The organism is Variovorax restrictus, from assembly GCF_051216715.1.
Lineage (GTDB): Bacteria > Pseudomonadota > Gammaproteobacteria > Burkholderiales > Burkholderiaceae_C > Variovorax.
In genome coordinates, this window is record NZ_JBPJZH010000001.1 from 1,113,160 (window position 1) to 1,138,477 (window position 25,318).

Below are 25,318 nucleotides of genomic sequence, written 5' to 3' on the forward strand. Positions count from 1 at the left end.
CTCACAAAAACTTAGTACTTTGTTATTGTGCGCTTTATTTAACGGTTGTGAGTACTAAAAGCTGACACGCCTGCATAAGCAGGGGTCAATCAGCTTTGCGGGTCTCCCGGCGCTTCCTACCGTCAATCGACTTTTTCGTCCAGCGGGCGGTGGCTCAGGTGGGTGGCGTCGCCCCATCCCACCAGCCCGAAACCACCGGGCGTCCAGAGCAGGCGGTTGATGGTCGCGTTGCCCAGGTCCCAGGTGCGCGGCGACTGCAGCGCCTGGCGGGTGGCCGCCCGGTAGAGCACGTCCATGACGCCGCCGTGAGCAACCAGCGCCACCAGCGCGCCCGGATGGCGCGCCGCCAGCTCGGCGGCCACGCCCGTGATCCGGTCGCGAAACACCAGCAGGCTTTCGCCGCCTTCGGGCGCGAATTCGGGATCGCGCGTGCGCCACAGGCGGGCCTGTTCGGGCAGCGTCGCTTCGATCTCCGCGAAGCGCATGCCCTCGAAGCGGCCGAAGGCGCGTTCGCGCAATCGCGGCTCCGGCTGCACCGTCAAGCCGAGCGGGCCGGCGATGTGTTCGGCGGTGTGCCAGGCGCGCGACAGGTCGCTGGCGTAGATCACGTCGATGGCCTCGTCGGCCAAGGCTTCGCCCAGGCGCTGCGCCTGCCACAGGCCCGTTTCGTTCAGGCCGATGTCCAGTTGTCCCTGAATGCGCGTGTCGACGTTCCAGGCGGTCTCGCCATGGCGGACGGCGATCAGTCGGGTCGCTTCCATCAGTCGACAGACGTGCCGTTGTCCAGCCTCATGGCCGGGCCGCCCGGGTCGGAATCTCGATGTTCACGCGGCGCTCACCCTCTGGCGGGGTCGGAAAGCCCTGCAGCGCCGCTTCGAACATCACCGGCAGCACGGCCGCATCGGCGCTGTAGGGGCCGTCGTTGCGGGCGCGGGTTTCGTACACCACCTTGTTCGACGGCAGCTCGCGCAGCACCACGCTCACTTCCCGCAGGTACCAGGGGCTGGCCGCCGGGGGGAAGGCCGGGCCGTACCAACCGGCGCCGTACCAGCCGCGCCCATAGCCCAGGCCGAAGCGCGGGCCCGGGCCCCACGGGCCCCAGCCCGGGTAGAAGCCAGGGTCGCCCCATGGCGAATAGGTCGGCGTGACGCGTGCGCCGATCTGCGCGGTGTAGCGGGCGCCAGCGTCGTCGCGCCGGAGGCCGGTCCGCTCGAGCGCCGGCGCGGCCATCGCTTCGATCGCCGCTGCGCCGCGCGCGCCGTCGCCGTCCTGCTGCGAGGGCAGCCGCTCGAAGCGGTAGGTGGCGCCGGCCGCCACGTCGGCGGCCGGCAGGCTCGAAAAGCTGCGCACGTCGCTGTCGACCACCCAGCGGGTGGCGCATCCGGTGAGCAGGGTCAGCAGCGCAGCAGCGGTCAGGATTCGGCGAAGAGGCATGGCGAGGGATCTCCAAAGGCGCGACAGCGGCAAACAGCGCCGGCAGCGCCGTCGCACCGCTCAGAGCTGGACGATGCGCAAGGGCGAGGCCGCCGCAGGGAATTCGGGTGCGTCGAAGGCCTTGTCGCCTTCGGGGTCGGGCACACCCGTCGCCTTGAGACCCTTGAAGTCGAAGGATGTTCCGTCGAGCAGGTGCGACGGCACGATGCTCTGCAGGGCGCCGAACATGTTCTCGATGCGACCGGGGTGCTTCTTTTCCCACTCGCGCAGCATCTCGCCCACCTGCTTGCGCTGCAGGTTCTCCTGGCTGCCGCACAGCGTGCACGGGATGATAGGAAACGCGCGGTGCTGCGCCCAGCGGATCAGGTCCTTCTCGGCCACGTAGGCCAGCGGACGGATCACGACGTGGCGGCCGTCGTCGCTCACCAGCTTCGGCGGCATCGACTTGAGCTTGGCCGCGAAGAACATGTTGAGGAAGAAGGTCTGCAGCATGTCGTCGCGGTGGTGGCCCAGCGCGACCTTGGTGGCGCCCAGCTCGTCCGCCACGCGGTACAGGATGCCGCGCCGTAGCCGGCTGCACAGGCCGCAGGTCGTCTTGCCTTCCGGAATGACGCGCTTAACGATGCTGTAGGTGTCCTGCTCCTCGATGTGGAAGGGCACGCCCAGCGCGGTGAGGTAGGTCGGCAGCACGTCTTCGGGGAAGCCCGGCTGCTTCTGGTCGAGGTTGACCGCCACGATGTCGAAGTGGATCGGCGCGCGGGCGCGCAGCTTGAGCAGGATGTCGAGCAGCGCGTAGCTGTCCTTCCCGCCCGAGACGCACACCATGACCTTGTCGCCCTCTTCGATCATGTTGTAGTCGACGATGGCCTTGCCCACTTCGCGGCACAGGCGCTTCTCGAGCTTGTGCGTCTCGCGCTCGATCTTCAGGACCTTGTCCTGCGACACGGCTTCTTCGTGATCTGTCCAAACAACGCTCATGACCATTGCCCCGTTTCCACGCGAATCGCCACTTCGCAGTCGTCGAAGATCTTCAGCTTGGCGATCTTCACCCGCACGCCCAGAACGCCGGGCAGCTGCATCAGCCGGTGCGCCAGTTTGCCGATGAGGCTCTCCAGCAGGTTCATGTGCACCTCGGTGCACTCGTCGATGATGATCCGCCGCACCTTGCGGTAGTCCAGCACATGCGTGATGTCGTCGTCGGCCGGCAGCAGCGGCTGGCTGCCGAGGTTGAGCTCGGCGTCGACCTGGATCTGCTGCGGCGCGTCTTGTTCCTGCGCGAGGATGCCGACGCTCGCGTCGAAGCGCAGGCTGGTCAGCGTGAGGATCTGGGTGCCTTTGGTCAGCATCGGTGGCTCACATCAGCGAAAAATCGCGTTCGAATTTCATCAGGTGCTGGCCGCCGTCCACCAGCAGCGTGGTGCCGGTGATGGACTGGTTCTCCAGCGCGAATCGCACGGTGGCCGCCACGTCGGCGGCCGTCGAGGAGCGGCCCAGCGGGCTGGCCGAATGCAGGCGGCGGAACTTCTCTTCGCTCAGCATGTGGCTCGTGAGCGTGAGGCCCGGCGCGACACCCACCACGCGCAACTGCGGCGCCAGCGCCAGCGCCAGCATGGTGTTGGCAGCCTCCAGCGCGGCCTTCGACAGCGTGTAGCTCAGGAAGTCGGGGTTCTGGTTCCACAGCTTCTGGTCGAGCAGGTTCACCACGGCGCCTTGCGCCTCGGCGCCGCGCGACAGCAGGTGCGTGTGCAGCGCCTGCGCGAGCAGGATCGGCGCCGCGGTGTTGGTGCGCAGATGCGCCTCCAGCGACGCGAAGCCCAGGCTCGCCGCGTCGTCGTGCTCGAACAGCGAAGCACTGTTGACCACCGCATCGAGCCGGCCGAACTGCGCGACCACCTGCGGCACCAATTCGCGTACCTGGGCCTCGTCGGACAGGTCGGCGCTGACCATCGCCGACGGCAGCCCCGATCGCGCGGCGCAGTCGGCCGCGGTCTGCCGCGCCTCGTCGGCCGAGTGACGGTAGTGCACCGCCACCTGCCAACCGCCGTCGGCCAGCGCGAGCGCGATCTCGCGGCCGAGCCGCTTGGCGGCGCCGGTGACGAGAACGGTGCGCACGGGGCGCGCAGATGGGGAATGGGGCATGGAGGAGGAAGTGAAGAGAGACAATCGTGGCGTGACCACGACCCCTCCAATTTTAACGACCGCGCTCGACCGGCTCATCGGTCAGGCCATTCAACGTGCCGGCGGCTGGATCGGCTTCGACCGGTTCATGGCGCTCGCGCTCTATGCGCCAGGGCTCGGCTACTACGCCAACGCGAGCCGCAAGTTCGGCCACCTGCCGTCGTCGGGCAGCGACTTCGTCACCGCGCCCGAGCTCACGCCGCTGTTCGGCCAGACGCTGGCCGTGCAGGTGGGCGAGGCGCTGGAACGCAGTGGCACCGACGACGTGTGGGAATTCGGCGCGGGCTCCGGCGCGCTGGCGCTGCAACTGCTCGATACGCTGGGCGAACGTATCGCGCGCTACCGCATCGTCGACCTGTCGGGCACGCTGCGCGCGCGCCAGCAGGAAACGCTCGCGGCCCACGCGGCGAAGGTCGAATGGCTCGACGCGCTGCCCGAGACGATGCAAGGCGTGGTCGTCGGCAACGAGGTGCTCGACGCGATGCCGGTGCACCTGCTGGCGCGTGTGGGCGGGCGCTGGTTCGAGCGCGGCGTGGTGTCGGGCGCGCAGGGCGGCTGGGCCTGGGAAGACCGCCCGACCACGCTGCGTCCGCCGATCGAGATCGAGGGCGAGCACGACTACCTCACCGAGATCCATCCGCAGGCGAAGGCCTTCATCGCGACGCTGGCGGACCGGCTGAAGAAGGGCGCCGCCTTCTTCCTCGACTACGGCTTCCCCGAGTCGGAGTACTACCACCCGCAGCGCCACATGGGCACCTTGATGTGCCATCAGGCGCACCGCTCCGACGACAACCCGCTGCTCGACGTCGGCGCCAAGGACGTCACTGCGCATGTGGACTTCACCGGCATCGCGCTCGCCGCGCAGGACGCGGGGCTGCATGTGCTGGGCTACATCAGCCAGGGGCGCTTTCTCATCAACTGTGGCTTGCTCACCCTGTCGGATCAGGCGAGCGTGGCGCAGCGCGCGCTGGCCGGCCACCTGGTGCACGAGCACGAGATGGGCGAGCTCTTCAAGGTGATCGGTCTGGCCGCGGGCGAGCCCTGGGAGCCGATGGGTTTCGCCGCAGGCGATCGCAGCCACACGTTGTAGGCGCAGCGCGCCGCGCGTGCATCAAGGCGGCGGCAAGCCACGAAGCGTGCGCAGCTCCTTCTTCAGGAAGATGTTGGCTTCCACGGGCGCGGCGTCGCCCACCTTCACCATGTACGGCTTGCCGGTCATTTCCGAGCGCGAGGCGCACAGCTCGATGAAGTCTTCGGCGGTGAAGATCTTGTGTTTGAAGTGCGCGTACTTGGCCTGCATGTGCTGCGCCGCCTCGGCGGCCGTGTGGGCGCCACCGTTGCGCAGGAAGGTCATGGTCGACATCTGCTCGACGCGCTGGATCAGCGTTTGAATCAGCGCATGCTCCTGGGCAGAGGGCGTCGCCATGCTGAGCGTTGCCCAGGCCAGCAGCCCTGCCGGCAACAGGTGCCGGAGCCAACGATAAAACGCCATGCTTTTGTCTTTCGCGAAGGGAGCGGCCGATGCTTGCAGCGTCGGCGCGGGCTGTCAAACCCACTCGGGTCTAATGGCGCCTCGTCCCTGGTCACCTCTGCCGAAATCCGCCCGATGAGCCTCATGCCCGATCTCCTCCGCACCGCCCACGCCCTCGCCGATGCCGCGGCCGCTCAGTCGATGGCTTACTTTCGCACGCCGCTGGACATCATCACCAAGGCCGACGAAAGCCCCGTGACCCTGGCCGACCGCGCCGCTGAGACGGCGATGCGCGCCGTGCTCGCCGTCGAGCGCCCGGCCGACGGCATCTATGGCGAGGAGCACGGGTCGGAGCGCACCGACGCCGCGCGCGTGTGGGTGCTCGACCCGATCGACGGCACGCGCAGCTTCATCACCGCCTCGCCGCTGTGGGGCACGCTCATCGGCGTGCTCGAAGGCGCGCGCGTGGTGCTCGGCATGGTCGACATGCCGGTGCTGGGCGAGCGCTGGGTGGGGCAGGCCGCCGTCGGCGCGCACCGCAACGGCGTGGCCGTGCAGGTGAGCACCTGTACCGACATCGCGCAGGCGCGCATCGTGACCACCTCGCCCGACATCTTCAACGCCGCCGACTGGCAGGCCTTCGACGCGCTGAGCCGGCGCTGCGCCATGCGCCGCTTCGGCGGCGACTGCTACGGCTACGCGCAACTGGCCGGCGGCACGGTCGATCTCGTGGTCGAGACCGGCCTGCAGCCCTACGACTACCTCGGGCCCGCGGGCCTGATCGAGGCGGCCGGCGGCGTGATCACCGACTGGGAAGGCCGCGCGCTCGGTCTCACGTCCGACGGCCGCGTCGTGGCGGCGGCGACACCCGAACTCCACCGACAAGCGCTGGCCATGCTGGCCACCTAGACTGGCCTGCATGATCCGCTGGCTCATCGTCGTCGTGCTCGCGCTGCTGCTCATGAGCGGGCTGACGGCGTGGCTGCGGCGCTTCGGCTTCGGGCGCCTGCCCGGCGACTTCGAGTTCCGCGCCTTCGGGCGCGACTGGCAATTGCCGATTGGCAGCACGGTGGCGCTCAGCACCCTCGCGGCGGTGATCGCCAAACTGATTTGAATCCCAGAGAGAAACCCACGCCATGAGAGCCTGCGTCGACATCGGCGGCACCAAGGTCGCGGTCAGCCTGGCGCTGCCGGGCAACGACACGCTGATGGCGCGACAGTCCGAGCCCACCGCCAAGACCGGCGACAACGATGCGGTCGCGCGACAGGTGCTGCGGCTGATCGATGCGGCCTGCCTTGCGACCGGGGTGTCGTCCTCGGCGATCCGGTCGGTCGGCGTGTCGTCGGCGGGGCCGTTCGTGCTGAACGACGGCTACGTCGAACTCGCCACGCCCAACATCTGCGGCGGCCTGGCCGGCCCGGCGCGCGGGCTGCCGAACGACTGGATGACGGCCCTGATCGAGGCCCCGCTGCGCGCGCGCTTCGGCCGCGTGCGGGTCGAGAACGATGCGGTGGCCGCGCTCGAAGCCGAGCGCCGCTGGGGTGCGCTGCAGGGCCTGGACCACTGCGCCTACGTCACCTGGAGCACCGGGGTGGGTGTGGGCCTGTGCGTCGATGGGCGTGCGCTGCGCGGCAAGAACGGCAACGCCGGCCATGCCGGCCACACCTTCGTCTCGGACGACGACAACCGCGATGCGCTGTGCGGCTGCGGCAACGTGGGCGACGTGGAAGGTCTCGTCGCCGGCAACGCGATCGCGCGGCGCTTCGGCCAGTCGGCTGAGGATCTGTTCAAAGCAGCGGTCGCGGGCGAGTCCGAGGCCGTGCGCACCACCGACGCGCTGTGCCGCGTGATGGGCCGCACGCTCTACAACATGGTCGCCACGCTCGACCTGCAGGCCATTGCCCTGGGCGGCAGCGTGTTCTGGCACAACCGCGACTTCCTGCTGCCGCGGCTGCAGGCGCACATCGACGGCCGCCTGGTGCCGCTGACCGGCGGCGTGCGGTTGCACGCGGCGGGCCTGGGCGACAAGGTCGGCGACTACGCGGCGCTGGCGCTGGTCGACTGAGCGTTACAGAAACATTCCGCCAGACGCTTCGATGCGCTGGCCTGTGATCCAGCGGTTGCCCGGCTGCAGCAGCATCGAGAGCGCGCCGCCGATGTCGTCGGGCAGGCCAACGCGGCCGAGCGCGGTTTGCGAGGCGATCATGGCATTCAGCTGCGCGTTGTCGCGCACGGCGCCGCCGCCGAAGTCGGTCTCGATGGCACCGGGCGCCAGCACGTTCACCGCGATGCCGCGCGGCCCCAGTTCCTTCGCCAGGTAGCGCGTCAGCACCTCGATGCCGCCCTTCATCGACGCGTAGGCGGCGTAGCCGGGCAGGGCAAAGCGCGCGAGGCCGCTCGAGATGTTGACGATGCGCCCGCCGTCGGCGACCAGGGGCAGCAGCGCTTGCGTGAGGAAGAACGGGCCCTTCAGGTGGACGTCGACCAGGACGTCGAAGTCTTCTTCGGTGGTCTCCGCAAAGCTGGCATGAACGCCCATTCCTGCGTTGTTCACCAGGTGGTCGAAGGTCTCACGCTGCCAGACGCGGGCCAGCACGGCCTCCACCTCGTCAGCGAAGGCCGCGAAGCTGCCGCTCTTGGACACGTCCAGCGGCACGGCCACCGCGCGGCGCCCCAGCGCTTCGATCTCGCGGACCAGCGCGTGTGCTTCGTCGGCACCGCTGCGGTAGGTCAGGATCAGGTCGGAACCCTGGCGGGCGAGGTGCTGCGCGGTGTTCTTGCCGAGGCCGCGGCTGGCGCCGGTGATGAGGGCGATGGGGGCGTTCATGGTCATTCCTTGGGGTTGAGTTGCAATGGAATGGACTTTAAGAAAAGACAATGAACGGATAAATCGCCAGAAATCAACAAAACTGTTCATCCATGGAGAACAATGGCAGCCATGGTCATGGAACTCGGCGCGCTGCGCACTTTCGTCACGGTCGCCGAACTGGCGAGCTTCACCCGCGCGGCCGAGCGGCTCGGCATGCCCAAGGCGCGGGTGTCGACCACGGTGCAGCAGCTCGAGGCCGAGTTGGGCACGCGGCTCCTGCACCGGACCACGCGCACGGTGCGTCTCACGCCCGACGGCGAGCAGTTCCGCGAACGCGCGCTGGTGCTGCTGGCCGATTCGGACGAACTGCAGTCCTTGTTCCATCAGGCACCCAGCACCTTGCGTGGGCGCCTGCGGGTCGACATGCCGATTGCGCTGGCCCGCGAGGTGGTGATTCCACGCTTGCCGGAGTTCCTCACGGCGCATCCACAACTCGATATCGAACTGAGCACCACCGACCGCCGGGTCGACCTGGTCCACGAAGGCTTCGATTGCGTGCTGCGGGTCGGCACACTGGAAGACTCCGGCCTGGTGGCGCGGCGCCTGGGCGAGCAGTGGCAGACCAACGTCGCCAGCCCCGCCTACCTCGCCGCGCACGGCACGCCCCATACCCTGGCCGACCTCGCATTGCACCGCCTGGTGCGCTATGCGCCTGCGCTGGGCGGCGGACCGGCGCTATGGGAATACACGACCGCGCAAGGGCTGAGCACCCTGCCGATGGCCAGCGTCGTCACCGTGACCGGCACCGATGCCTACCGGGACGCTTGCCTGGCCGGCCTCGGCATCATCCAGGCGCCCGCCTACTGGCTTCGTCCGTTGATCGCCGTGGGTGCGCTGGTGGAACTGATGCCGGACTTCTGCGCGCCACCGATGCCGGTGTCACTGGTCTACCCGCACCGCCGACACGTTTCCAAGCGCGTGCAGGCTTTCATGGACTGGATGGACGCGGTGCTTCGGCCCTACCTCCAAGCGCCCGTACCGGGCGACGAGAGGCTCAGTCGCGCACGTTCGGCATCTGCCTGAGCGCGTCCAGGAAGGTGTTGCGCCACCAGTGCACGTCGTGGTCGCGGATACGCTGCAGCAGCTTCTGATGCCGCGCGCGCCGTTCGTCGAGCGGCATCTGCAGCGCCTGCTGGATCGTCTCGGCCGTGCCATGCACGTCGTACGGGTTGACCAGCAAGGCTTCCTTCATCTCCTCGGCCGCGCCGGCGAAGCGCGACAGCACCAGCACGCCCGGGTCGGCCGGGTCCTGCGCGGCCACATATTCCTTCGCCACCAGGTTCATGCCGTCGCGCAGCGGCGTCACCAACCCAACCGCGGCCGCGCGGCACAGGCCCGGCACGCGCTTGCGCGCCACCATGCGGTGGATGTAGCGCACCGGCATCCAGTCGAGTTCGCCGTAGTCGCCGTTGATGGCACCGCACAGCGATTCGAGTTCTCGCCGGATGTCGCCATAGGCGTCGACGCTCTCGCGCGTCGGCGAGGCGATCTGGATCAGCGTGGCGCTGCGCCGGTTCTCCGGGTAGTTCGCGAGCAGCTCGCGAAAGGCGCGCACCCGGTGTGGAATCCCCTTGGAGTAGTCGAGCCGGTCGATGCCCAGGAGCAGACGACGCTGCGAGTACTCGCGCTTCATCGTCTCGTACATGTCCTTGGCTTCCTTGGCATGCGTGAGCGCCAGGAACTCATCGACGTCGATGCCGATGGGGAAGGCGCTGCAGCGCACCGTCTGCCCATAGGCGCGGTACATGTCGTCGCCCAGCGCCTCGCCATGCGCCTCGTTCACCACATAGCGCTCGAAGTGCTGCACGTCCTGGTTGGCCTGGAAGCCGATCAGGTCGTAGGCGAACAGCGAGCGCGCCAGCCACTCGTGCTGCGGGATGGCCGCCATGATGATCTGCGGCGGCAGCGGGATGTGCAGGAAGAAGCCGATGCGCTGGCGGCAGCCCATGGCACGCAGCTCGGCGGCCAGCGGGATCAGGTGGTAGTCGTGCACCCAGATGATGTCGTCTTCCTTCAGAAGCGGCATCAGCTTGCGGGCGAACAGCTGGTTCACGCGGCGGTAGCCGCCGATGAAGCCGGCGTCGAAGTTCGCCAGGTCGAGGCGGTTGTGGAACACCGGCCACAGCACGTCGTTGCTGTAGCCCGCGTAGTAGCTGTCGTGGTCCTCGCGGCACAGGTCGAGCGTGGCCAGCGTGACCTTGCCGGCCTGCTGCTTGTGCATCTCGCCTTCGCCGGTCGGGCCGTCTTCGACGATGGTGCCGCTCCAGCCGAACCACATCCCGCCGGTCTGCTGCAGCGATTCGCCCAGCGCCACGGCCAGGCCGCCGGCGGCGGGCTTGCGCGGGTCGGCCACGCGGTTGGAGACGACGACCAACCGGCTCACGCCTTGGCCTCCGGGCTCGGACCATTCGCCAGCAGATCGCGCGCTTCGAGCAGCCATTCATAGACGGCCAGCGTCGAGTCGAGCCGGTGCAGCGCCTGCGTCGGGCCGGAGCCGACCTTGATCGCGATGCCGCCGCGCGGCTGCACCACCGCGAAGCCGGTCTCGTCGGTCGTGTCGTCGCCGGCGAACACCGGCACGCGTCCCGCGAAAGGCGCCTCGCGCATGAACGCGTCGATGGCGACACCCTTGTTGATGCCCGCGGGCTTCACTTCGAAGACGAACTTGCCGTGCAACAGCTCCAGCTGGGGCTGGCCGTCGAGCAGACGGACGAGCGCGTCGCGGCAGACATCGCCCAGGTCGGGCGCCATGCGGTAGTGCAGGGCGATCGCCGAGTGCTTGCGTTCCACCAGCAGGCCCTGGTGCGCGCCCGCGAGGTCGTTGCAGGCATCGAGCACGAACGCCAGGTCGGGCGGTCGCTGTTCCTGCATGTCGCCTTCGGCATCGCGGCGCTGCACGCCGTGCTCGCCGGCGGAGGGCAGGCGCAGGGGGGCGAGGAAGCGGTCGAGCACGTCGATCTGCCGGCCCGACACCACCGCGAGCGCACCGCCCAGCAGGCCGTGCAGGTCGGTGAGCAGCGCGACGAGGGCGGGCGGCACCTCGATGGCTTCGGGCGTCTCGGCCAGGGCGACCAGCGTGCCGTCGAAATCCAGGAAGAGGGCGGCGTCGGGGGTGAGGCGGGGAGGCTTCTGCATCGCGACTGACCTTAACAGTCGCTGCTGCGGGCTCGCGTCGGCCAACGCCGCGAGTGGCTGGGGCTGGTTGGCTCAGCCCGCCTCGCCCAGCAGTGCGGCCACCGCCTCGGTGCGCGCGCGGGTGACGGCCTCGCCGATCTTCGGCCCGGTGGCGCCGCGCTGTGCCGCCGCTTCGGCGATAGGCCGGGTGGCCACGGCGAGTGCGGCATCGAGCACCTTCTGCAGGCGCGCGCGTTGCGGATAGGGCCGGTCCTCGAAGCCGAGCCGGCCACGCGCGTCGCATTCGCAGGCCAGCAGCGCCTGCGCGAAGCGCTGTGGCTTGCGCAGGGCGTCGCAGCGCTCCAGCAGACGCATCAGGGCGGCGGCGCCCAGGTCGGCGCTGCGGTGGATGTTGCCGTGCTCGCGCGCCACCACCTCGGCCAGCTCGCGCAGCTCGATCGGGATGCGCCAGCGTTCGCACACGGCCTGCAGCAGCTTCGCGCTGCGCTGCTCGTGCCCGATGTGGCGCGGCAACTCGTCGGCACGGGTCGTGCCCTTGCCCAGGTCGTGCATCAGGCAGGCGAAGCGCACCGGCAACGGCGCCTCCAGGCGCGCCGCCATGTCGAGCACCATCATCAGGTGCACGCCGGTGTCGACCTCGGGGTGGTGGGCCTCCGGTTGCGGCACGCCCCACAGGCGGTCGACCTCGGGCAGCAGCACCTTCAACGCCCCGCAGTCGCGCAGCACCTCGAACAGGCGCGACGGACGGGCCGTCATCAACCCGCGTGAGAGCTCCTGCCACACGCGCTCGGGCACCAGGGCATCGACTTCGCCGTCGGCCACCATCTCGCGCATGAGCGCGAGCGTCTCGGGCGCGATCGAAAACTCGGCGAAGCGGGCGGCGAAGCGCGCGACCCGCAGGATGCGCACCGGGTCTTCGCGGAAGGCGTCGGTGACGTGGCGCAGCACCTTCTGCCGCAGGTCGCGCTGGCCGTGGTACGGGTCGACCAACGCCGACGCGTCGAGCGGTGACTCGTCGGCGCGCTCGGCGGGCAGGGCGATGGCGTTGATCGTTAGGTCGCGGCGGGCCAGGTCCTGCTCCAGCGTGACGTCGGGCGCGGCGTGCACGACGAATCCGCGATAGCCCGGCGCGCTCTTGCGTTCGGTGCGGGCCAGCGCGTATTCCTCACGCGTCTGCGGGTGCAGGAAGACGGGGAAATCGCGGCCCACCGGCAGGTAGCCGCTTGCTTCCATCTGGGCCGGCGTCGCGCCGACGACGACCCAGTCGCGGTCGCTGCCCGGCCGGCCGAGCAGGGCATCGCGGATGGCGCCACCGACGAGAAATGTGTTCATTCGGCCAAGTGTAGGGATAGCCCGGGGACAGAAAAAGCACGATCGTTCGTAATATTTCTTTCGGCAAGGGCGCGCAGAGCGCATGCCGGTCTTCATCTTCTCTCGGAGCAACTCGTCAATGAAAAAATCACTCTTCGCACTCGCGGCCGTCGCTGCCATGGGTTCGGGCAGCGCCATGGCACAGAACGCGGGCGACTGGGTGCTCGGCGCCGGCTGGCTGCATTTCGCACCGCAGGATTCCAGCAAGCCGCTGACCTTCACGTCGCCCATCAATGCCGTCGTGCCAGGCTCCGGCGCGGGCGTCGGCAGCGCCGACACGCTGGGCCTGAGCGCCACCTATTTCTTCGACAGCCACTGGGGCCTCGAAAGCGTGTTCGGTGTTCCGCCGACCTTCGAGCTGGAGGGCGAAGGCTCGCTGGCGCCGCTGGGCAAGCTCGGCGACGCCAAGCAGTGGAGCCCGACGCTGCTGGCCAAGTACTACTTCGGCAACGGCAACGACGCGTTCCGGCCCTTCGTCGGTGCGGGCGCCACCTACGTCTGGTACAGCGACGTCAACCTGACGTCGAACCTGCAGAACACGCTGGGTGGCCGGCTGGGCCGTCCGGCGGGCAGCACCACCACCCGGGCCAAGCTCGACGACTCCTTCGCGCCGGTCTTGAACATCGGTGCGGCCTACCAGTTCGACAAGCACTGGGGCGTGTCGTTCTCGGTGTCTTACATCCCGCTGAAGACCAAGGCGAAGCTCACCACCCGCTCAGCGGCAGGCGCCACCATCGGTACCAGCGAAACCAAGCTCACGCTGGACCCGATCGTGACCTACCTTCAGGCCACCTACCGGTTCTGAGCGCCCTGCAGTCGATAGGGTTCGTCTTCGACGACGAACCGGTGCTCGGCGCGCGCGGCGTCCATCCAGGCCTCGACCGCCGAAAGGGCGTGCACGCGGTCGACGTAGGCCGCGATGTCCGGCGGCACCGGCAGCGCATAGGTCTTCAGGCGCGAGGCCATCGGCGCGAAGTAGGCGTCGGCGATGCCGAAGTCGCCCAGGAGCATCGGGCCGCCGTGTTGCGCCAGCAGGCCGCCCCACAGCTGTACCAGCCGCGCCAGCTCGTTGCGCACGTCGGCCCGGTCCCGCAGCAGCAACTGCCCCTGCGTCGCGAGATCGGCTTCGATGTTCATGCCGCAATGGTTGCGGATGGCGCGGAAGCCGGCATGCATCTCGGCGCAGGCGCTGCGGGCCTGGGCGCGGGCGGCGGCATCGACGGGCCAGAGCGCCTTGTCGGGAAAGCACTCGGCCAGGTACTCGGCGATGGCCAGCGTGTCGGACACGACGATCGCGCCATCGACCAGAAAGGGCACGGTACCCGCCGGGTTCATCGGCTGCACGGTCTTTTTGAAGGCCGAATCGGGCTGCGAGAAATCCGGCCCGAACGGCACCATCACCTCTTCGAACGGAATGCCGGCCTGCGTCATGAGCACCCACGGGCGCATGGACCAGGACGAGTAATTCTTGTTGCCGATGTAGAGCTTGCGCATGGTGGTCCCCATGATCCAAAGCGTCGATGCTAGCGGCGACACGCCGTGCGATTGATGCCGAAGCACCGCCCGATTGATGCGCTCAGTGCGGCTTCCTGTCGTCGTTCGAGGGCGGGGTGGGCGCCGAGGCACGGGCGTCCTCCGGCGGCGAACGGCCCGGGCCGGTGATGCGTTCCAGGAGCGCCACCACGCGCGGCACCAGGGAGAGTACCGCCAGCGCCAGCAGGGCGCTCAAGACGGCGGTCGTCTCTCGTCCCAATCCGCATGCCAGGCCGATCGCGGCCGTCATCCATAGCCCGGCTGCGGTGGTCAGGCCCTGCACCTGCTGTTCGTCCCGACCGTGCTTGAGGATGGTGCCGGCGCAGAGAAATCCGACACCGGCCACCAGGCCCTGGATCACGCGGCTCATGTCTGCAGGCAGGATGCCCGTCTGCTGCGGGACCAGCACGAACAGCGCCGAGCCGATGGCCACCAGCATGTGCGTGCGCACGCCCGCGGCCTTGCCATGCTGCTCGCGCTCGAAGCCGAGCATGAAGCCGAGGATGGCGGCCAGCAGCAGCCGGATGAGGATGCGCACGAACTGCGCGAGGTCGGGAACGTCGGAAAATTCCGTGGCGATCACGTCGGTGATCTCGTTCCACCAGGCCATGGCCATGGGGTCGTCGGTGGGTTGATGGGGGCCATGAGTGTGGCCCGGCGCGCCGGTGCCGCGCTGTAGGCTGAAACCCTGTGCCGCCGGTCAGGTGCGTGCGTCGGCGGGTGCAGCGGGTGGCGCGATGGCCGCGGTGACGGCCGACGGCGCCGCGTCGCGCGGCTGGGCCGGCAGCGTGGGCAGCCGTCCATGCCAGCGCCGCACCGCGCGCTGGAAGAACAGGCTGTTCGGGATCTTCAGTGTGGTGCCCGCCTCGGCCGTCCCGCTTTCTTCCAGCGTGGTGTAGACCAGGTTGATGTCGAGCACACGGCCCCGCAGGCCGGGCTTCTCGCCGTTTTCCAGCAACTCCAGGACATCGTCGAGCCGGAACATGCGGGTGGTGAAGATCAGCAGCGCGCAGAAGATGTTCGACAGCACGCTCCACGCGGCGAAGAAGGCCACCGCGCCGACGGCCGCAAAGCCGGTGAAGGCGGTCCACAGCACGGTGCCCGACACGCCGAGACGCTCCAGGCTCCAAAGCAGCGCTCCGCCGTAGATCAGGAAGCCGGCGATCCGGCGCGACACCACGGCCACCTCGCCCGGCAGCGCATAGCCGGTCGTGACGCGACGGACCACCCGACGCACGAAGCGGTAGAGCAGCCACGCGCCCAACAGGATCAGGGCGACCTGCGTGGCCGGCACGATGACTTCCAGCCACTCGAGCGCCCAGTCGGGCAGCGCAGCGCGCAGGGTCTGCAGCGATCGGTTCATGGCACGGCGCTCAACGCACGGCGTTCAGGGCAGGTCCTTGTTGGGCTCGGGCTCGCGGGCATCGCGCGGGCCGACCCGGCCGAGCCGGCTCTTGAGCGATTGCGGCTGTCCCGTGATGATGGCCGCGTAGTTGGTGGTGTTGGCCAGCACCTTCTTCACGTAGTCGCGCGTCTCGTTGAAGGGCACGTTCTCGGCCCAGATGGCGGCGTCGAGCACCGGCCCGTTGCGCCAGTTGCGCGGCCGACCCGGGCCCGCGTTGTACGCGGCGGCGGCGAGCGCCATGGAGCCGTCGAAGTCGTCGAGTGCGAGCTTCAGGTAGCTGGTGCCGATGGTGATGTTGGTGTCGCGGTCGTTGATCTGGTTGGGCGTGAAGCCGGCCAGCCCGATCTTGTTGGCGGTCCACCGTGCCGTGGCCGGCATCACCTGCATCAGGCCCGAGGCGCCCACGCCGGAGCGCGCGTCCATGATGAAGCGGCTTTCCTGGCGGATCAGCCCGTAGACGTAGGCCGGGTCGAGCCCGATGTCCTGGCTCTTGCGCAGCACCGTGTCGCGAAAGGGCATGGGGAAGCGCTGGTCGATGTCGATCGCGCCCTTGGTGCGCTCGCTGGTGTTGATGCAGCGGTCCCACACCTCGCGCTGGCAGGCGAAGTCGGCGGCCGCCAGCAGCTCGCGGTCGCCCATGCCGCCGTTGTCGTGCAGGTTGGTGGCGTAGTTCCACTCGCGCACGCCCTCGGACCGCAGCCCGGTCGCGATGGCGTACAGGCCGCGGGACAGCGACGGGTTGTTGCGCGCGGCCTGCTTTTCCTCGGGCTTGAGCGGGTCGGGTTTGGTCGGCACCACGGCGCGCTGGCCCAGGTCTTCGAGCGCCAGCAGTTCGTAGAAGCCGCGCGTGCCGGCGATGGTCTCGAGCAGCGTGCGTGCCTGCGCGATGCGCGCGTCGCCGCCCATGGCCGTGAGCGCACGGGCGCGCCAGTAGACCCAGGTCGGGTCTTCCTGCGCCTTGTCGCTCATGGCGAGGATCGATGCGTTCACGTCCTTCCATTGCGCGGTGCGCAGGGCGGCGCGGACCTTCCAGCCGAGCATGTCGTCGGACAGGTCGCTGTTCTTCGTGACGTTGGCGAAGTAGACGTTGGCCTGCGGCGAGAGCTTGATCGCGACCTGCCGACCGATGGTGCCCCACAGCCAGTTGCGCTCCTCGGCGCTGAGCATCGGCGCCCACTTGCCCTCGAGCTGGCCGGCGGCCTGGTCGGGGTCGGCCATGGCGACCTTGATGAGGGCCAGCACCACCATTTCCTTGCGGGCGCGCGACGCGGCCATGACCGCACCGCCCAGAAACTTGGCCGCGCTGGCGTTGACCTGGTCGAAGGTCGGCAGTGCGTCGGGCGCAGCCAGCGTGATGGCGGCACGCGCGGCCTGCGGCCGACTGGCCTCGATCGCCAGGCGCGCTTTCTTCCAGGCGACGTCGGGCGACAGCAGGCGCGCGGCGATCAGCCGGTCGGCCGCGGTCAGGCAGCCGTCGTCGGCATCGCGCTGGCGCAGCCAGTTGTCGCGCACGAGCTCGATCTGTTCCTTGGTCGCGGTGCCGCTCTTGAGCACATCGACCAGCGTGGCATAGCACGCCACCTGCAGGTCGTCGCGCATGCGGAAGCCGGGGTACAGCGTGGCGAAGCCGTCCCAGTCGCGGCGCTGGCCGAGCAGCAGCAGCCAGTCGTTGCGCAGCCGGTCTTCCTGGTAGGTGCCGGCGTAGCGCGCGAGAAAATCCTGCACCTCGAGCGGGCTCGCTTCGTTGAGCCGCGCCTTGAGTTCCCAGTAGGCGGCCCAGGGCTCGAGCGCGTGGCCACGCGCCTGCGGCAGCAGGGCCGCCAGACGCGACTTGTCGCCGCGCTGGAAGGCCTGCTTCATCTGGACGAGCACGTCGTCGTTCATGTTCTGCGCGCAGGCCGGCTGGAACAGCGCAGCGAGCGTGAGGGTGATCGCGCCGAGGAGGTGGCGCCGGGGTGCCAAAATGCCAGTAACTTGCATCGGGGGATTATGGACAAGGCACACGATGGGAACGCGGCGGATGGCCGCAAGGAAACGGCTGCTTTTCTGAAGGCTCAACTGCGGGCAGCGCTCATCGAGCAACGCCTGGCGATGCCCGACCGCGGACAGCGGGCCGATCTTTTGCAACGCGTCATGCGCATCTGGCTGGTCGGCCGGCCCGACACCGTGATCGGCGCCTATTGGCCCATCAAGGGCGAATTCGACCCGTTGCCGGCACTGCATCGCTGGAAGGAAGACGGCGAACTGCTCGACGAGCCGCATCGCCGCCGCATCGGCCTGCCCGTGGTCAACCGCGACCACAAGACCCTGACCTTCCACTCGTGGTACCCCGGCTGCCCGATGGAGAACGATGCCTACGACATCCCGAAGCCCAAGGACACGGAGCTGATCGTGCCGACGCTGCTCTTCGTGCCGTGCCTGGGCTACAGCGCCGGCGGCTACCGGCTGGGCTACGGCGGCGGCTTCTACGACCGCACGCTGGCCTCGCTGCAGCCACGGCCGTTCACGGTGGGCCTGGGCTTCACCGGCGGCTTCCTCGACGACCTCGAGCCCGAGGCGCACGATGTGCCGCTGGACGCGATCCTCAACGACAACGGCGTGGTCTGGCCGGTGGGTTAAGACACGCTGTGCCAGGGATACCGCGGAACCGGCTTTGCCGGGCCGCTGGTATCGCCCCCTTGAGGGGGAGGCAGCGACACGCAGTGCGCTGCTTCGGGGGTGGGTTCAATCCATGTGATCGACGGTGTCTGGGTCGGGCACCTCGCCGATCGTCTCGCGCGTGGTGGCCGCCTGCTCGCGCAGCCAGTCGCAGAAGGCCTTGATCTCCGGGCGCGGCGCGCTGCGCGGGCCGATCAGCAGCCAGTAGGCCATCGGTGAATCCATGCGGTGCTGCGGCAGCACCTCGACCAGGTCGCCATTGGCCAGGCTTTCGGCGATGAGCGAACTGCGGGCGAGCACCACGCCCTGGCCGGTGAGGGCGGCCTGCACCATCTGGTAGGCGTAGTTGAAGTACAGCCAGCGTTTGGGCTGGGCGCGGCTCTGGCCGTTGTCCTCGAACCAGCGGCGCCAGGTCAGCCATTCGAGGTGCGTGCGGTGGGCGTCGCCGGCCTCGATCAGCGTGAAGCGGGCGATGTCGGCCGGCGACTTGATCGGCGGGTTGCTCTTGATGAGCCAGGGGCTGGCCACCGGCGTGAGCGTCTCGCCGAACAGGCGGATGGCGTCCGGCGGCATGTTCTCGCGCGGAGCGTAGCGCAGCGCGAGGTCGACGTCGGCGATGTCGAGGTCGACCGCCGTGTCGCTGGCGTCGATGCGGATGTCGATGTCGGGGTTGTCGCGCTGGAAGGCTTCGAGCCGCGGGATCATCCACATCGACGCGAAGGACGCGAAGGTGGTGAGCGAGACGCTCTTGCGCCCTGCGCTCTGGCGGATCTGCCGCACCGCGCCGTCGATGCGCGGCAGCGACTGCTGCACCGCCAGCAGCAGCAGCGCCCCGGCGCTGGTGAGCTCGACGGCGCGCGTGTGGCGCAGGAACAGCGCCACGCCCACCTCTTCTTCCAGCGATTGGATCTGCCGACTCACGGCCGACTGCGTGAGCGCCATTTCCTCGGACGCGGCCCGGAAATTGAGGTGTCGCGCCACCGCCTCGAAAGCGCGGAGGTGGCCGGCCGAGATCGGGCGGGTGCGCAGGTGGGTCTGGGAATGCTGCATGGATTGATGCGGGAATGGAATCAGTAGCGTACTTCCATTTCATTGGACCGCCAATGGCGGGGCACCGATCATTCATTCCCGAAGCGCGCCATTGCGCTTTGGAGAATCTGCTCGAGGAGCCCCCCATGTCTGCCGCCTACAGCCCGTCCACTTCCCTCTCGCCCCTGTCCGCCACGGTGACGAACAAGGCCGCCGTTCCGCCGGCTGTTCGTCGCGGTGCCTGGCAGATCGCGGCGGGCCAGGCGATGACGCTGAAGGCACGCAGCGAGAGCGTGCTGCGGGTCCGCCAGGGCCGGCTGTGGGTCACCCGCGACGCCACGGCGCAGTGGGGTAGCGAAGATCTGGTGCTCGCGCCAGGCGAGTCGCTCGTCGTCGCTGCCGGCCAGAAGCTCGTGATGGAGCCCTGGGACAGCTTCGGCGCGACCTACAGCTGGGACGCCAGCGCCGACGCCGCGGGCTGAACGTCGTCAGCCGCTGACGTCGAAGCTCGGCCGGAGCGCCAGAAAGCGCTCGAGCGCGGCCTGACCTTCCAGGGCGTGGATGCCGGCCATGTCGTCCGGCTCGTCGCTCTGCGCGAAGCCCAGGTCGAAGCGGTGGTAGCGGCGCTCGTCGCGCGGGCCTTCGTAGAGCACCTGCACGTCGCTGTGCCGGGCGTCCAGACGAATCCGTTCCATCAGCGGGCGCAGCGCTTCGGGCGGCCCCTCGATGTGCTGGCAGAAATGGAGACCGTCGAACACCAGCAGCCCCGTGATGCCACGCTCGGCATTGCGCGCGCGCGCCTGGGCGACGATCTGGCCGACCACGGTGGGTCGCTGGTGAGGGGCGAGAACGCTGACGTAGAGAAGTTCGAGGAAAGCGGGTGCGGGCATGGACGGGAAAGAGTGCCGGGCGAGTGTAGGAAGCGGCACGAATTCATGAAATGTCAAAAGACACTCCCACCGCGCCTATAGTCCCGGCGTGAAATTCGACGAACACACCCTGCCCACGCCCCTGTTGCCGCACTGCGACCGCGCGTGCGAGGCGTGCGGGCTGCGCGGCAACCCGGCCTTCCTGCCGATCTCGGCCGATGACCTGAAGGCGATCGAGGCTTTCCGCGTCGGCACCCGTCGTGTGGAGGCCGGCGGCGCGGTCATCGACGAGCATTCGCGCTCTGCCCAGCTCTTCACGCTCTACGCAGGCTGGGCCTTTCGTTACAAGACGCTGAGCGACGGGCGTCGTCAGATCCTCAGCTTTCTGCTGCCGGGCGACTTCATCGGCTTGCAGGACGAGTTCGCGGAAGGGCAGACGCATGGCGTCGAGGCCGCCTCGGACACGACCCTCTGCGTGTTCGAGCGCGGCCGGCTCTGGGAGCTGTTCCATGCGCAACCCAAGCTGGGCTATGACATCACCTGGCTGGCCGCGCGCGAAGAAAAGATGATCGACGACAACCTCGTGACAACCGGCCGGCGCAACGCCGGTGAACGGGTGGCGATGCTGTTGATGCACCTCTACCGCCGGGCGGAGCGTGTGGGCATGGTGCGCGACGGCTGGGTCCCGTTCCCGTTCAACCAGCAGCACATCGCCGATGCGCTGGGGCTGTCGCTGGTGCATACCAACAAGACACTGCGGCGGTTGCAGCGCATGGGACTGCACAAGATCGACAGCGGCTGGCTGCGCATCCTCGAGCCGCATGCGCTCGAAACCCTGGGCGACTATTTCGAGCGGCCTTTGCGGCATGTGCCACTGATCTGACGCCCGCCCCGGCCGCCACGCCGCACCTTCGCGTATCGTCGGGGCTCATCGCCGGGAGCCGGCCGCTGCCGGCCTCGTCCTTCCCTTTCCATGCCGCCTTCCTGCGTCCTGTCCATTCCGTGAAGCTTTTCTCCCGCGAGCGCCTGCGCCAGGTCGTCATGGTCGGTGGCATCGAATCCTTCGGTGTCATCCTGAGCGGCATCGCCGGCCTGCTCATCGTGAACATCCTGCCGAAGGACCAGTACGCCGCCTACACCTTCCTCGTGGCCTGCACCACGCTGATGATGGGCATCACCGACCTGGGGCTGGCGCATTGCTGCCTGCCGGTCGTCGGGCAGCGCAACCGCGACGTTCCCTGGGTGGTCGCCGCCTGCCACCACGTCTTCCACAAGCGCTGGGTGCTGCTGTCGGCCGGGCTGGTGATCATCGTGCCCTACTGGTACTTCACCTCGCGGGAGCACGGCTGGACCGGGAAGGGCTACTGGCTCGCGTCCGCGCTGGTGCTGGGCGTGGTGCTGATCCAGCTGCGCGAGCATTACTCGAACACCGTGCTGCTGATCCTGGCGCAGATCTCCACACTCAACCGCATCGCCTTCGCCTCGCACGGGGTGCGCATCGCCCTGGTCGGGGCGGTCCTGCTGATGCCGATGACGGCCTATTCGACCGCCGGCCTGATGGTCGCCACCGCGGGCGCCAGCCTGGTGGCGTTGATGTTCTACGCGCGCGCCTTCCGTCTGCAGGGCATCGGCACTCACCGGCTCGACACCACCGATGCCACGCGGGTCGACAAGGAGATCTTCCGCATCGCCCGGCCGCTGGTGCTGCCGGCCATCTTCTACCAGGTGCAGGGCGTCGTCACAGTGTTCATCGTCTCGCTCTTCGGCACCTCCAACATGGTGGCCGAGGTGGGCGCCTTCGGTCGGCTGGCCATGGCGCTGGTGGTGGTCGACCGGGTGGCCAACGTGCTGCTGTTCCCGGCCATCGCCCGCGCGCAGGCGGGACCGCGCTTCGTGCGGGTGCTGGCGCAGATCCACGGCCTCTACCTGCTGGCGATGGCCTGCACCTTCCTCACGTCGCTGCTGTTCCCGCAGTACTGGATCCTGCTGCTGGGCGAGCAGTACCGCAGCCTGACGCCGCTGGTCTGGATGATGTTCCTGTCGTCGCTGCTGTCCAACGCGGCGGGCTTCGCCTTCCGGACCTTGACGGTGCGTGGCGCCACGGGGCGGCAGAGCTTCAGCATCGTCGCGACGCTGGTCACGCAGGTGCTCTACCTGTGGCTGGTCGGCATCAGCGACCTGAAGTCGGTGCTCGGCTTCGGCGTGGCGAGCAGCGCGGCCAGCTTCGTCTTTCAGTACAGCCTGCTGCTGGCGCACTGGCGCGAATGGCGCACCGAGGCGACGCACCCCTGAGCCGGCGTGCGGGCGGTGCGCCCGGCCGGGGTCAGCGGCGCTGGTAGAACCGGCCGATGGCCGACGCCACCCGCAGCGCGCGGCGATGGCGCTTGAGTTCGGCGTCCGAGAACATCCGGATCGGCCCGTCGACATGCTGGAAGTAGGCCTTGGTCTGCACCGACGGCGAATGGCCGGCGAGTGCCATGCGGAGGTGCGGCATGTTCCAGGGCTTGGGCGAGCCGATGGCGTGCGACAGGTAATAGCCGCCGGTGGTGAAGTCCATCGCGTCGGGGCCGGCGGTGTTGAGCAGCGCGCTGTGCGCCGTCAGCGCGAAGTTCAGCGCGTCCTGGTCGGTCGAATGGAACAGCGTCGCGGAGCCCCCCGCCTTGATGTGCTTGACGCCCTGGTTGTAGTCGAGCACGAGGGCGCACAGTCGCTCCCACAGCACCAGGAAATCGAGATGCTGGCGTGGCACGCCGATGAAGCCGGCGTTGTAGTAGCGTTCGCTCGGCCGGATCGACGGCATGCCGTGCTCGCTGAAGAAGGCGTTCCAGAGCAGGCGCTTCGGGTGGCGCGCCGGAAAGGCCCAGTTGACGTCTTCCGCCAGCGACAGGGCGTCGTCGGTGAACCAGCCGCAGAGCGATGGCCAGTCGCACTTCACCACGATGTCGGGGTCGATGTAGGCGACCAGGTCGGTGTCGGGCGCGAGCTTCTCGAAGACCTCGCGCACGAAGGTCGGCTTGTAATAGGTGAAGTGCAGCGGCGTGTCGAGCAGCACCATGCGCAGTTGGAAGCCCGGGCTCACCTGGTAGGTGGCCGTCGCCGCGTCGTAGGACGGCGATTCGGTGAGCCAGGCCGGCAGGGCGCCCCGGTAGCCGGCCCACAACGTGCCCGAGAACCCGGCGCTGACGAGGGAGTTGGACAGGGCGGCGAGGCCGAAGTGGTAGTTCCCTTCGAACAGCGTACAGAGAGAAATTTTCATGAAGGCTAGATGGGGAGCGCGCGAAGTGTAGTCAAAAGTGATTACTTTTCGGCGTTTTCAGGATGGCTTGGCGGGATTGTTGCAGCAGCGGACGCCATATCGTGAACAAATCGTCAACTCTTGCCCCGGGCCGATAATTCGGGCCCACCGAACGAGAGCAGCGAAGAAGCCATGAGCATGAACCAGGCGCAAACCGAACAACCCCCCGTGGCGATCGACGTCGTGGTGATGGCCGCGGGCAAGGGCACGCGCATGAAGAGCACCCGCCCGAAGCTGCTGCATCGCCTGGGCGGCCGGGCGCTGGTGGCGCGGGTGCTCGACACGGCGGCGCGCATCGGCGCACGGCATGTGGTGGTGGTCACCGGTCATGGCGCGGAGGAGGTCGAGGCCGCGATCGGTGCCGATTTCGCCGACATGGCCCCTCGTTTCGTGCGCCAGATGCCGCAGCTCGGCACCGGCCATGCCGTGCAGCAGGCCGTGCCCGCGCTGCCCGACGACGGCGTCGTGCTGGTGCTGTCGGGCGACGTGCCGCTGATCGGCGAGCCGGCGCTGCAGGCGCTGATCGCGGCCAGCGCCGGCGAGCGGCTGGCGCTGCTCACCATCGAGTTCGACGACCCGACCGGCTACGGCCGCGTCCTACGCGATCCGCCGACCGGCCAGGTGTTGGCCATCGTCGAGCAGAAGGACGCCACCGTGGCGCAGCGCGCCGTGCGTGAGGTCTACAGCGGCGTGATGGCCGTTCCGGCTCGGCAGCTCAAGGCCTGGCTGGCCCGCCTGGACAACCGCAATGCGCAGGGCGAGTACTACCTCACCGACATCGTCGGCTTCGCGACGGCCGACGGCGTGCCGGTGGTCGCCCACCGCATCGACGACCCGGTGCAGGTGGCGGGCGTCAACAGCCCGGCGCAGCTGGCCGCACTGGAACGCGCCTTGCAGCAGCGCCAGGCCGATGCGCTCATGGCCGACGGCGTGCGGCTGGCCGACCCGGCGCGCTTCGACCTGCGCGGCACGCTGGCCTGCGGCATGGATGTCGAGATCGACGTCAACTGCGTCTTCGAGGGCGCCGTGGTGCTGGGCGACGGCGTGCGCATCGGCGCCAATTGCGTCATCGCCAACGCGCGCATCGAGGCGGGCGCGGTGATCCATCCCTTCACGCACATCGATGGCGAGAAGGCGGGCGTGACCGTCGGCCGCGAGGCGCGCATTGGCCCCTTCGCGCGGCTGCGGCCCGGCGCTCAATTGGGCGCGGAAGTGCACATCGGCAACTTCGTCGAGGTGAAGAATTCCACCCTCGCGGACGGCGCCAAGGCCAACCACCTGGCCTACCTGGGCGACGCCACGGTGGGCGCGCGCGTGAACTACGGCGCGGGCAGCATCACCGCCAACTACGACGGCGCGAACAAGCACCGCACCGTGATCGAGGACGACGTGCACGTCGGCAGCAACTGCGTGCTAGTAGCGCCGGTGACGATCGGCGCGGGCGGCACCGTCGGCGGCGGCTCGGTCGTGAGCAAGAGCACGGCGTCCGGCGCGCTCACGGTGGCGCGCGCGCGGCAGACCAGCTTCCCGAACTGGCCGCGGCCGCAGAAGAAGCAAGGCTAAGGCGCCGCTGTCGGCGACATCGGCAGGACCGGCAGCCGGCTGTCGAACTTCGCCCGCTTGATGGCGAAGAAGGCCTTGACGTTGCGCACGTTCGCATCGGCCGTGAAGAGGCGCTGCGCCAGCGCCTGGTAGCCGGGCATGTCGCGCGCGATCACCACCAGCACGAAGTCGGGGCCGGGCGAGACGCGCCAGCACTGCTGCACCGCGTCGTCGGCAACCACGCGCGCCTCGAAGGCGTCGAGCGCGGCGGCGTCCTGCCGGTCGAGCGAGACCTCCACCAGCGCCTGCAGGCCGTGGCCCAGCAGCGGCGCGAGCCGGTCAGGCGAGAGGATCGCGACCTGGCGCTCGATCAGCCCGGCGGCGCGCAGGCGTTGCACCCGGCGCAGGCAGGTGGGCGGCGAGATGTGGTGGTCGGCGGCCAGTTGCTGGTTGGTCAGCGAGGCGTCGCGTTGCAGGGCATCGAGCAGGCGCAAGTCGATCGCATCGAGTGATATAGATTCCATTATT

At 68.8% G+C, this 25,318-nt stretch carries 29 protein-coding genes; 11 read left to right on the plus strand and 18 right to left on the minus strand.

Annotation, left to right across the window (positions count from 1 at the left end):
• Positions 1 to 122: 122 nt before the first annotated feature.
• From ACSFA0_RS05215 to ACSFA0_RS05235, 5 genes are read right to left on the minus strand one after another with little or no spacing between them, the layout of a single operon-like run.
• Positions 123 to 764, minus strand: coding sequence for a histidine phosphatase family protein (locus ACSFA0_RS05215; RefSeq protein WP_435450894.1), 642 nt, complete (start codon positions 762 to 764; stop codon positions 123 to 125).
• Between the two features lie 25 nt (positions 765 to 789).
• Entirely contained in the window at positions 790 to 1,434 is a 645-nt protein-coding gene (locus ACSFA0_RS05220; RefSeq protein WP_435449161.1) for a DUF4136 domain-containing protein, read from the minus strand.
• Between the two features lie 60 nt (positions 1,435 to 1,494).
• Positions 1,495 to 2,412 (minus strand): tRNA 2-thiocytidine(32) synthetase TtcA, encoded by a 918-nt coding sequence (gene ttcA, locus ACSFA0_RS05225; protein WP_435449162.1) that lies wholly within the window; start codon positions 2,410 to 2,412, stop codon positions 1,495 to 1,497.
• Complete coding sequence (locus ACSFA0_RS05230; RefSeq protein ID WP_435449163.1) at positions 2,409 to 2,780, minus strand: dihydroneopterin aldolase; 372 nt, start codon at positions 2,778 to 2,780, stop codon at positions 2,409 to 2,411. Before ACSFA0_RS05230 ends, ttcA begins: the two co-directional genes overlap by 4 nt.
• Positions 2,781 to 2,787: 7 nt before the next feature.
• A complete protein-coding gene (locus tag ACSFA0_RS05235; RefSeq protein ID WP_435449164.1) occupies positions 2,788 to 3,573 on the minus strand; it encodes an SDR family oxidoreductase in 786 nt (261 codons plus the stop codon).
• Here ACSFA0_RS05235 and ACSFA0_RS05240 point away from each other — a divergent pair.
• On the plus strand, positions 3,572 to 4,702 hold the full coding sequence (locus tag ACSFA0_RS05240) for a class I SAM-dependent methyltransferase (protein WP_435449165.1): 1,131 nt from the start codon (positions 3,572 to 3,574) through the stop codon (positions 4,700 to 4,702). The genes ACSFA0_RS05235 and ACSFA0_RS05240 overlap by 2 nt on opposite strands.
• Before the next feature lie 21 nt (positions 4,703 to 4,723).
• On the opposite strand, the gene ACSFA0_RS05245 is transcribed toward ACSFA0_RS05240, so the two are convergent.
• Positions 4,724 to 5,104: a DUF5329 family protein gene (locus ACSFA0_RS05245; protein WP_435449166.1), complete on the minus strand. Its 381-nt coding sequence runs from the start codon at positions 5,102 to 5,104 to the stop codon at positions 4,724 to 4,726.
• Positions 5,105 to 5,218: 114 nt separating this feature from the next.
• Here ACSFA0_RS05245 and hisN point away from each other — a divergent pair, with 114 nt between their 5' ends.
• Genes hisN through ACSFA0_RS05260 form a run of 3 tightly spaced genes read left to right on the plus strand, consistent with a single transcriptional unit; the run spans position 5,219 to position 7,149 of the window.
• Entirely contained in the window at positions 5,219 to 5,992 is a 774-nt protein-coding gene (gene hisN / locus ACSFA0_RS05250) for a histidinol-phosphatase (RefSeq protein WP_435449167.1), read from the plus strand.
• A 10-nt stretch (positions 5,993 to 6,002) separates the two neighbouring features.
• Positions 6,003 to 6,197 (plus strand): DUF2905 domain-containing protein, encoded by a 195-nt coding sequence (locus ACSFA0_RS05255; protein ID WP_435449168.1) that lies wholly within the window; start codon positions 6,003 to 6,005, stop codon positions 6,195 to 6,197.
• Between the two features lie 22 nt (positions 6,198 to 6,219).
• Positions 6,220 to 7,149, plus strand: a complete 930-nt coding sequence (locus ACSFA0_RS05260) for an ROK family protein (RefSeq protein WP_435449169.1) — start codon at positions 6,220 to 6,222, stop codon at positions 7,147 to 7,149.
• A gap of 3 nt (positions 7,150 to 7,152) precedes the next feature.
• On the opposite strand, the gene ACSFA0_RS05265 is transcribed toward ACSFA0_RS05260, so the two are convergent.
• A complete protein-coding gene (locus ACSFA0_RS05265) occupies positions 7,153 to 7,911 on the minus strand; it encodes an SDR family NAD(P)-dependent oxidoreductase (RefSeq protein WP_435449170.1) in 759 nt (252 codons plus the stop codon).
• A 111-nt stretch (positions 7,912 to 8,022) separates the two neighbouring features.
• Here ACSFA0_RS05265 and ACSFA0_RS05270 point away from each other — a divergent pair, with 111 nt between their 5' ends.
• Positions 8,023 to 8,976 carry a LysR family transcriptional regulator gene (locus tag ACSFA0_RS05270; protein WP_435450895.1) on the plus strand — a complete coding sequence of 318 codons (954 nt, stop codon included), beginning with the start codon at positions 8,023 to 8,025 and terminating at the stop codon, positions 8,974 to 8,976.
• Here ACSFA0_RS05270 and otsA read toward each other — a convergent pair.
• From otsA to ACSFA0_RS05285, 3 genes are all read right to left on the minus strand, one after another.
• On the minus strand, positions 8,948 to 10,336 hold the full coding sequence (otsA, locus tag ACSFA0_RS05275; protein WP_435449171.1) for an alpha,alpha-trehalose-phosphate synthase (UDP-forming): 1,389 nt from the start codon (positions 10,334 to 10,336) through the stop codon (positions 8,948 to 8,950). The two genes, ACSFA0_RS05270 and otsA, sit on opposite strands and share 29 nt — an antisense overlap.
• Positions 10,333 to 11,088: a trehalose-phosphatase gene (otsB, locus tag ACSFA0_RS05280; RefSeq protein WP_435449172.1), complete on the minus strand. Its 756-nt coding sequence runs from the start codon at positions 11,086 to 11,088 to the stop codon at positions 10,333 to 10,335. Before otsB ends, otsA begins: the two co-directional genes overlap by 4 nt.
• A gap of 72 nt (positions 11,089 to 11,160) precedes the next feature.
• Entirely contained in the window at positions 11,161 to 12,420 is a 1,260-nt protein-coding gene (locus ACSFA0_RS05285) for a multifunctional CCA addition/repair protein (protein WP_435449173.1), read from the minus strand.
• 118 nt (positions 12,421 to 12,538) lie between these two features.
• Here ACSFA0_RS05285 and ACSFA0_RS05290 point away from each other — a divergent pair, with 118 nt between their 5' ends.
• A complete protein-coding gene (locus ACSFA0_RS05290) occupies positions 12,539 to 13,264 on the plus strand; it encodes an OmpW/AlkL family protein (RefSeq protein ID WP_435449174.1) in 726 nt (241 codons plus the stop codon).
• Here ACSFA0_RS05290 and ACSFA0_RS05295 read toward each other — a convergent pair.
• The 4 genes from ACSFA0_RS05295 to ACSFA0_RS05310 all read right to left on the minus strand — a co-directional run bounded on the left by ACSFA0_RS05295 (position 13,252) and on the right by ACSFA0_RS05310 (position 17,377).
• Complete coding sequence (locus ACSFA0_RS05295) at positions 13,252 to 13,953, minus strand: glutathione S-transferase family protein (protein ID WP_435450896.1); 702 nt, start codon at positions 13,951 to 13,953, stop codon at positions 13,252 to 13,254. The two genes, ACSFA0_RS05290 and ACSFA0_RS05295, sit on opposite strands and share 13 nt — an antisense overlap.
• Before the next feature lie 82 nt (positions 13,954 to 14,035).
• Positions 14,036 to 14,608 (minus strand): MgtC/SapB family protein, encoded by a 573-nt coding sequence (locus tag ACSFA0_RS05300; RefSeq protein ID WP_435449175.1) that lies wholly within the window; start codon positions 14,606 to 14,608, stop codon positions 14,036 to 14,038.
• An 84-nt stretch (positions 14,609 to 14,692) separates the two neighbouring features.
• Positions 14,693 to 15,355, minus strand: a complete 663-nt coding sequence (locus tag ACSFA0_RS05305) for a mechanosensitive ion channel domain-containing protein (protein WP_435449176.1) — start codon at positions 15,353 to 15,355, stop codon at positions 14,693 to 14,695.
• Between the two features lie 24 nt (positions 15,356 to 15,379).
• Complete coding sequence (locus ACSFA0_RS05310) at positions 15,380 to 17,377, minus strand: lytic transglycosylase domain-containing protein (RefSeq protein ID WP_435449177.1); 1,998 nt, start codon at positions 17,375 to 17,377, stop codon at positions 15,380 to 15,382.
• 9 nt (positions 17,378 to 17,386) lie between these two features.
• On the opposite strand from ACSFA0_RS05310, the gene ACSFA0_RS05315 reads away from it, so the two are divergent.
• A complete protein-coding gene (locus tag ACSFA0_RS05315) occupies positions 17,387 to 18,016 on the plus strand; it encodes a 5-formyltetrahydrofolate cyclo-ligase (protein WP_435449178.1) in 630 nt (209 codons plus the stop codon).
• Positions 18,017 to 18,121: 105 nt separating this feature from the next.
• On the opposite strand, the gene ACSFA0_RS05320 is transcribed toward ACSFA0_RS05315, so the two are convergent.
• Positions 18,122 to 19,105, minus strand: coding sequence for a LysR substrate-binding domain-containing protein (locus tag ACSFA0_RS05320; RefSeq protein ID WP_435449179.1), 984 nt, complete (start codon positions 19,103 to 19,105; stop codon positions 18,122 to 18,124).
• A 125-nt stretch (positions 19,106 to 19,230) separates the two neighbouring features.
• Between ACSFA0_RS05320 and ACSFA0_RS05325 the strand changes: the two genes are divergently transcribed.
• Positions 19,231 to 19,566: a DUF2917 domain-containing protein gene (locus ACSFA0_RS05325; RefSeq protein ID WP_435449180.1), complete on the plus strand. Its 336-nt coding sequence runs from the start codon at positions 19,231 to 19,233 to the stop codon at positions 19,564 to 19,566.
• Between the two features lie 6 nt (positions 19,567 to 19,572).
• Here the strand turns inward: ACSFA0_RS05325 and ACSFA0_RS05330 are convergent, their stop codons facing one another.
• Positions 19,573 to 19,974: a BLUF domain-containing protein gene (locus ACSFA0_RS05330; protein WP_435449181.1), complete on the minus strand. Its 402-nt coding sequence runs from the start codon at positions 19,972 to 19,974 to the stop codon at positions 19,573 to 19,575.
• 160 nt (positions 19,975 to 20,134) lie between these two features.
• Here ACSFA0_RS05330 and ACSFA0_RS05335 point away from each other — a divergent pair, with 160 nt between their 5' ends.
• Both ACSFA0_RS05335 and ACSFA0_RS05340 read left to right on the plus strand, forming a co-directional pair.
• On the plus strand, positions 20,135 to 20,836 hold the full coding sequence (locus tag ACSFA0_RS05335; RefSeq protein ID WP_435450897.1) for a Crp/Fnr family transcriptional regulator: 702 nt from the start codon (positions 20,135 to 20,137) through the stop codon (positions 20,834 to 20,836).
• Positions 20,837 to 20,955: 119 nt separating this feature from the next.
• The gene (locus ACSFA0_RS05340) at positions 20,956 to 22,245 is read left to right on the plus strand and encodes a polysaccharide biosynthesis protein (protein WP_435449182.1); all 1,290 of its coding nucleotides are present in this window, start codon (positions 20,956 to 20,958) and stop codon (positions 22,243 to 22,245) included.
• A 31-nt stretch (positions 22,246 to 22,276) separates the two neighbouring features.
• Here the strand turns inward: ACSFA0_RS05340 and ACSFA0_RS05345 are convergent, their stop codons facing one another.
• On the minus strand, positions 22,277 to 23,209 hold the full coding sequence (locus ACSFA0_RS05345) for a hypothetical protein (protein WP_435449183.1): 933 nt from the start codon (positions 23,207 to 23,209) through the stop codon (positions 22,277 to 22,279).
• A 177-nt stretch (positions 23,210 to 23,386) separates the two neighbouring features.
• Between ACSFA0_RS05345 and glmU the strand changes: the two genes are divergently transcribed.
• Positions 23,387 to 24,811, plus strand: coding sequence for a bifunctional UDP-N-acetylglucosamine diphosphorylase/glucosamine-1-phosphate N-acetyltransferase GlmU (gene glmU, locus ACSFA0_RS05350; protein WP_435449184.1), 1,425 nt, complete (start codon positions 23,387 to 23,389; stop codon positions 24,809 to 24,811).
• On the opposite strand, the gene ACSFA0_RS05355 is transcribed toward glmU, so the two are convergent.
• The gene (locus tag ACSFA0_RS05355) at positions 24,808 to 25,314 is read right to left on the minus strand and encodes an Lrp/AsnC family transcriptional regulator (RefSeq protein WP_435450898.1); all 507 of its coding nucleotides are present in this window, start codon (positions 25,312 to 25,314) and stop codon (positions 24,808 to 24,810) included. The two genes, glmU and ACSFA0_RS05355, sit on opposite strands and share 4 nt — an antisense overlap.
• Positions 25,315 to 25,318 lie beyond the last annotated feature (4 nt).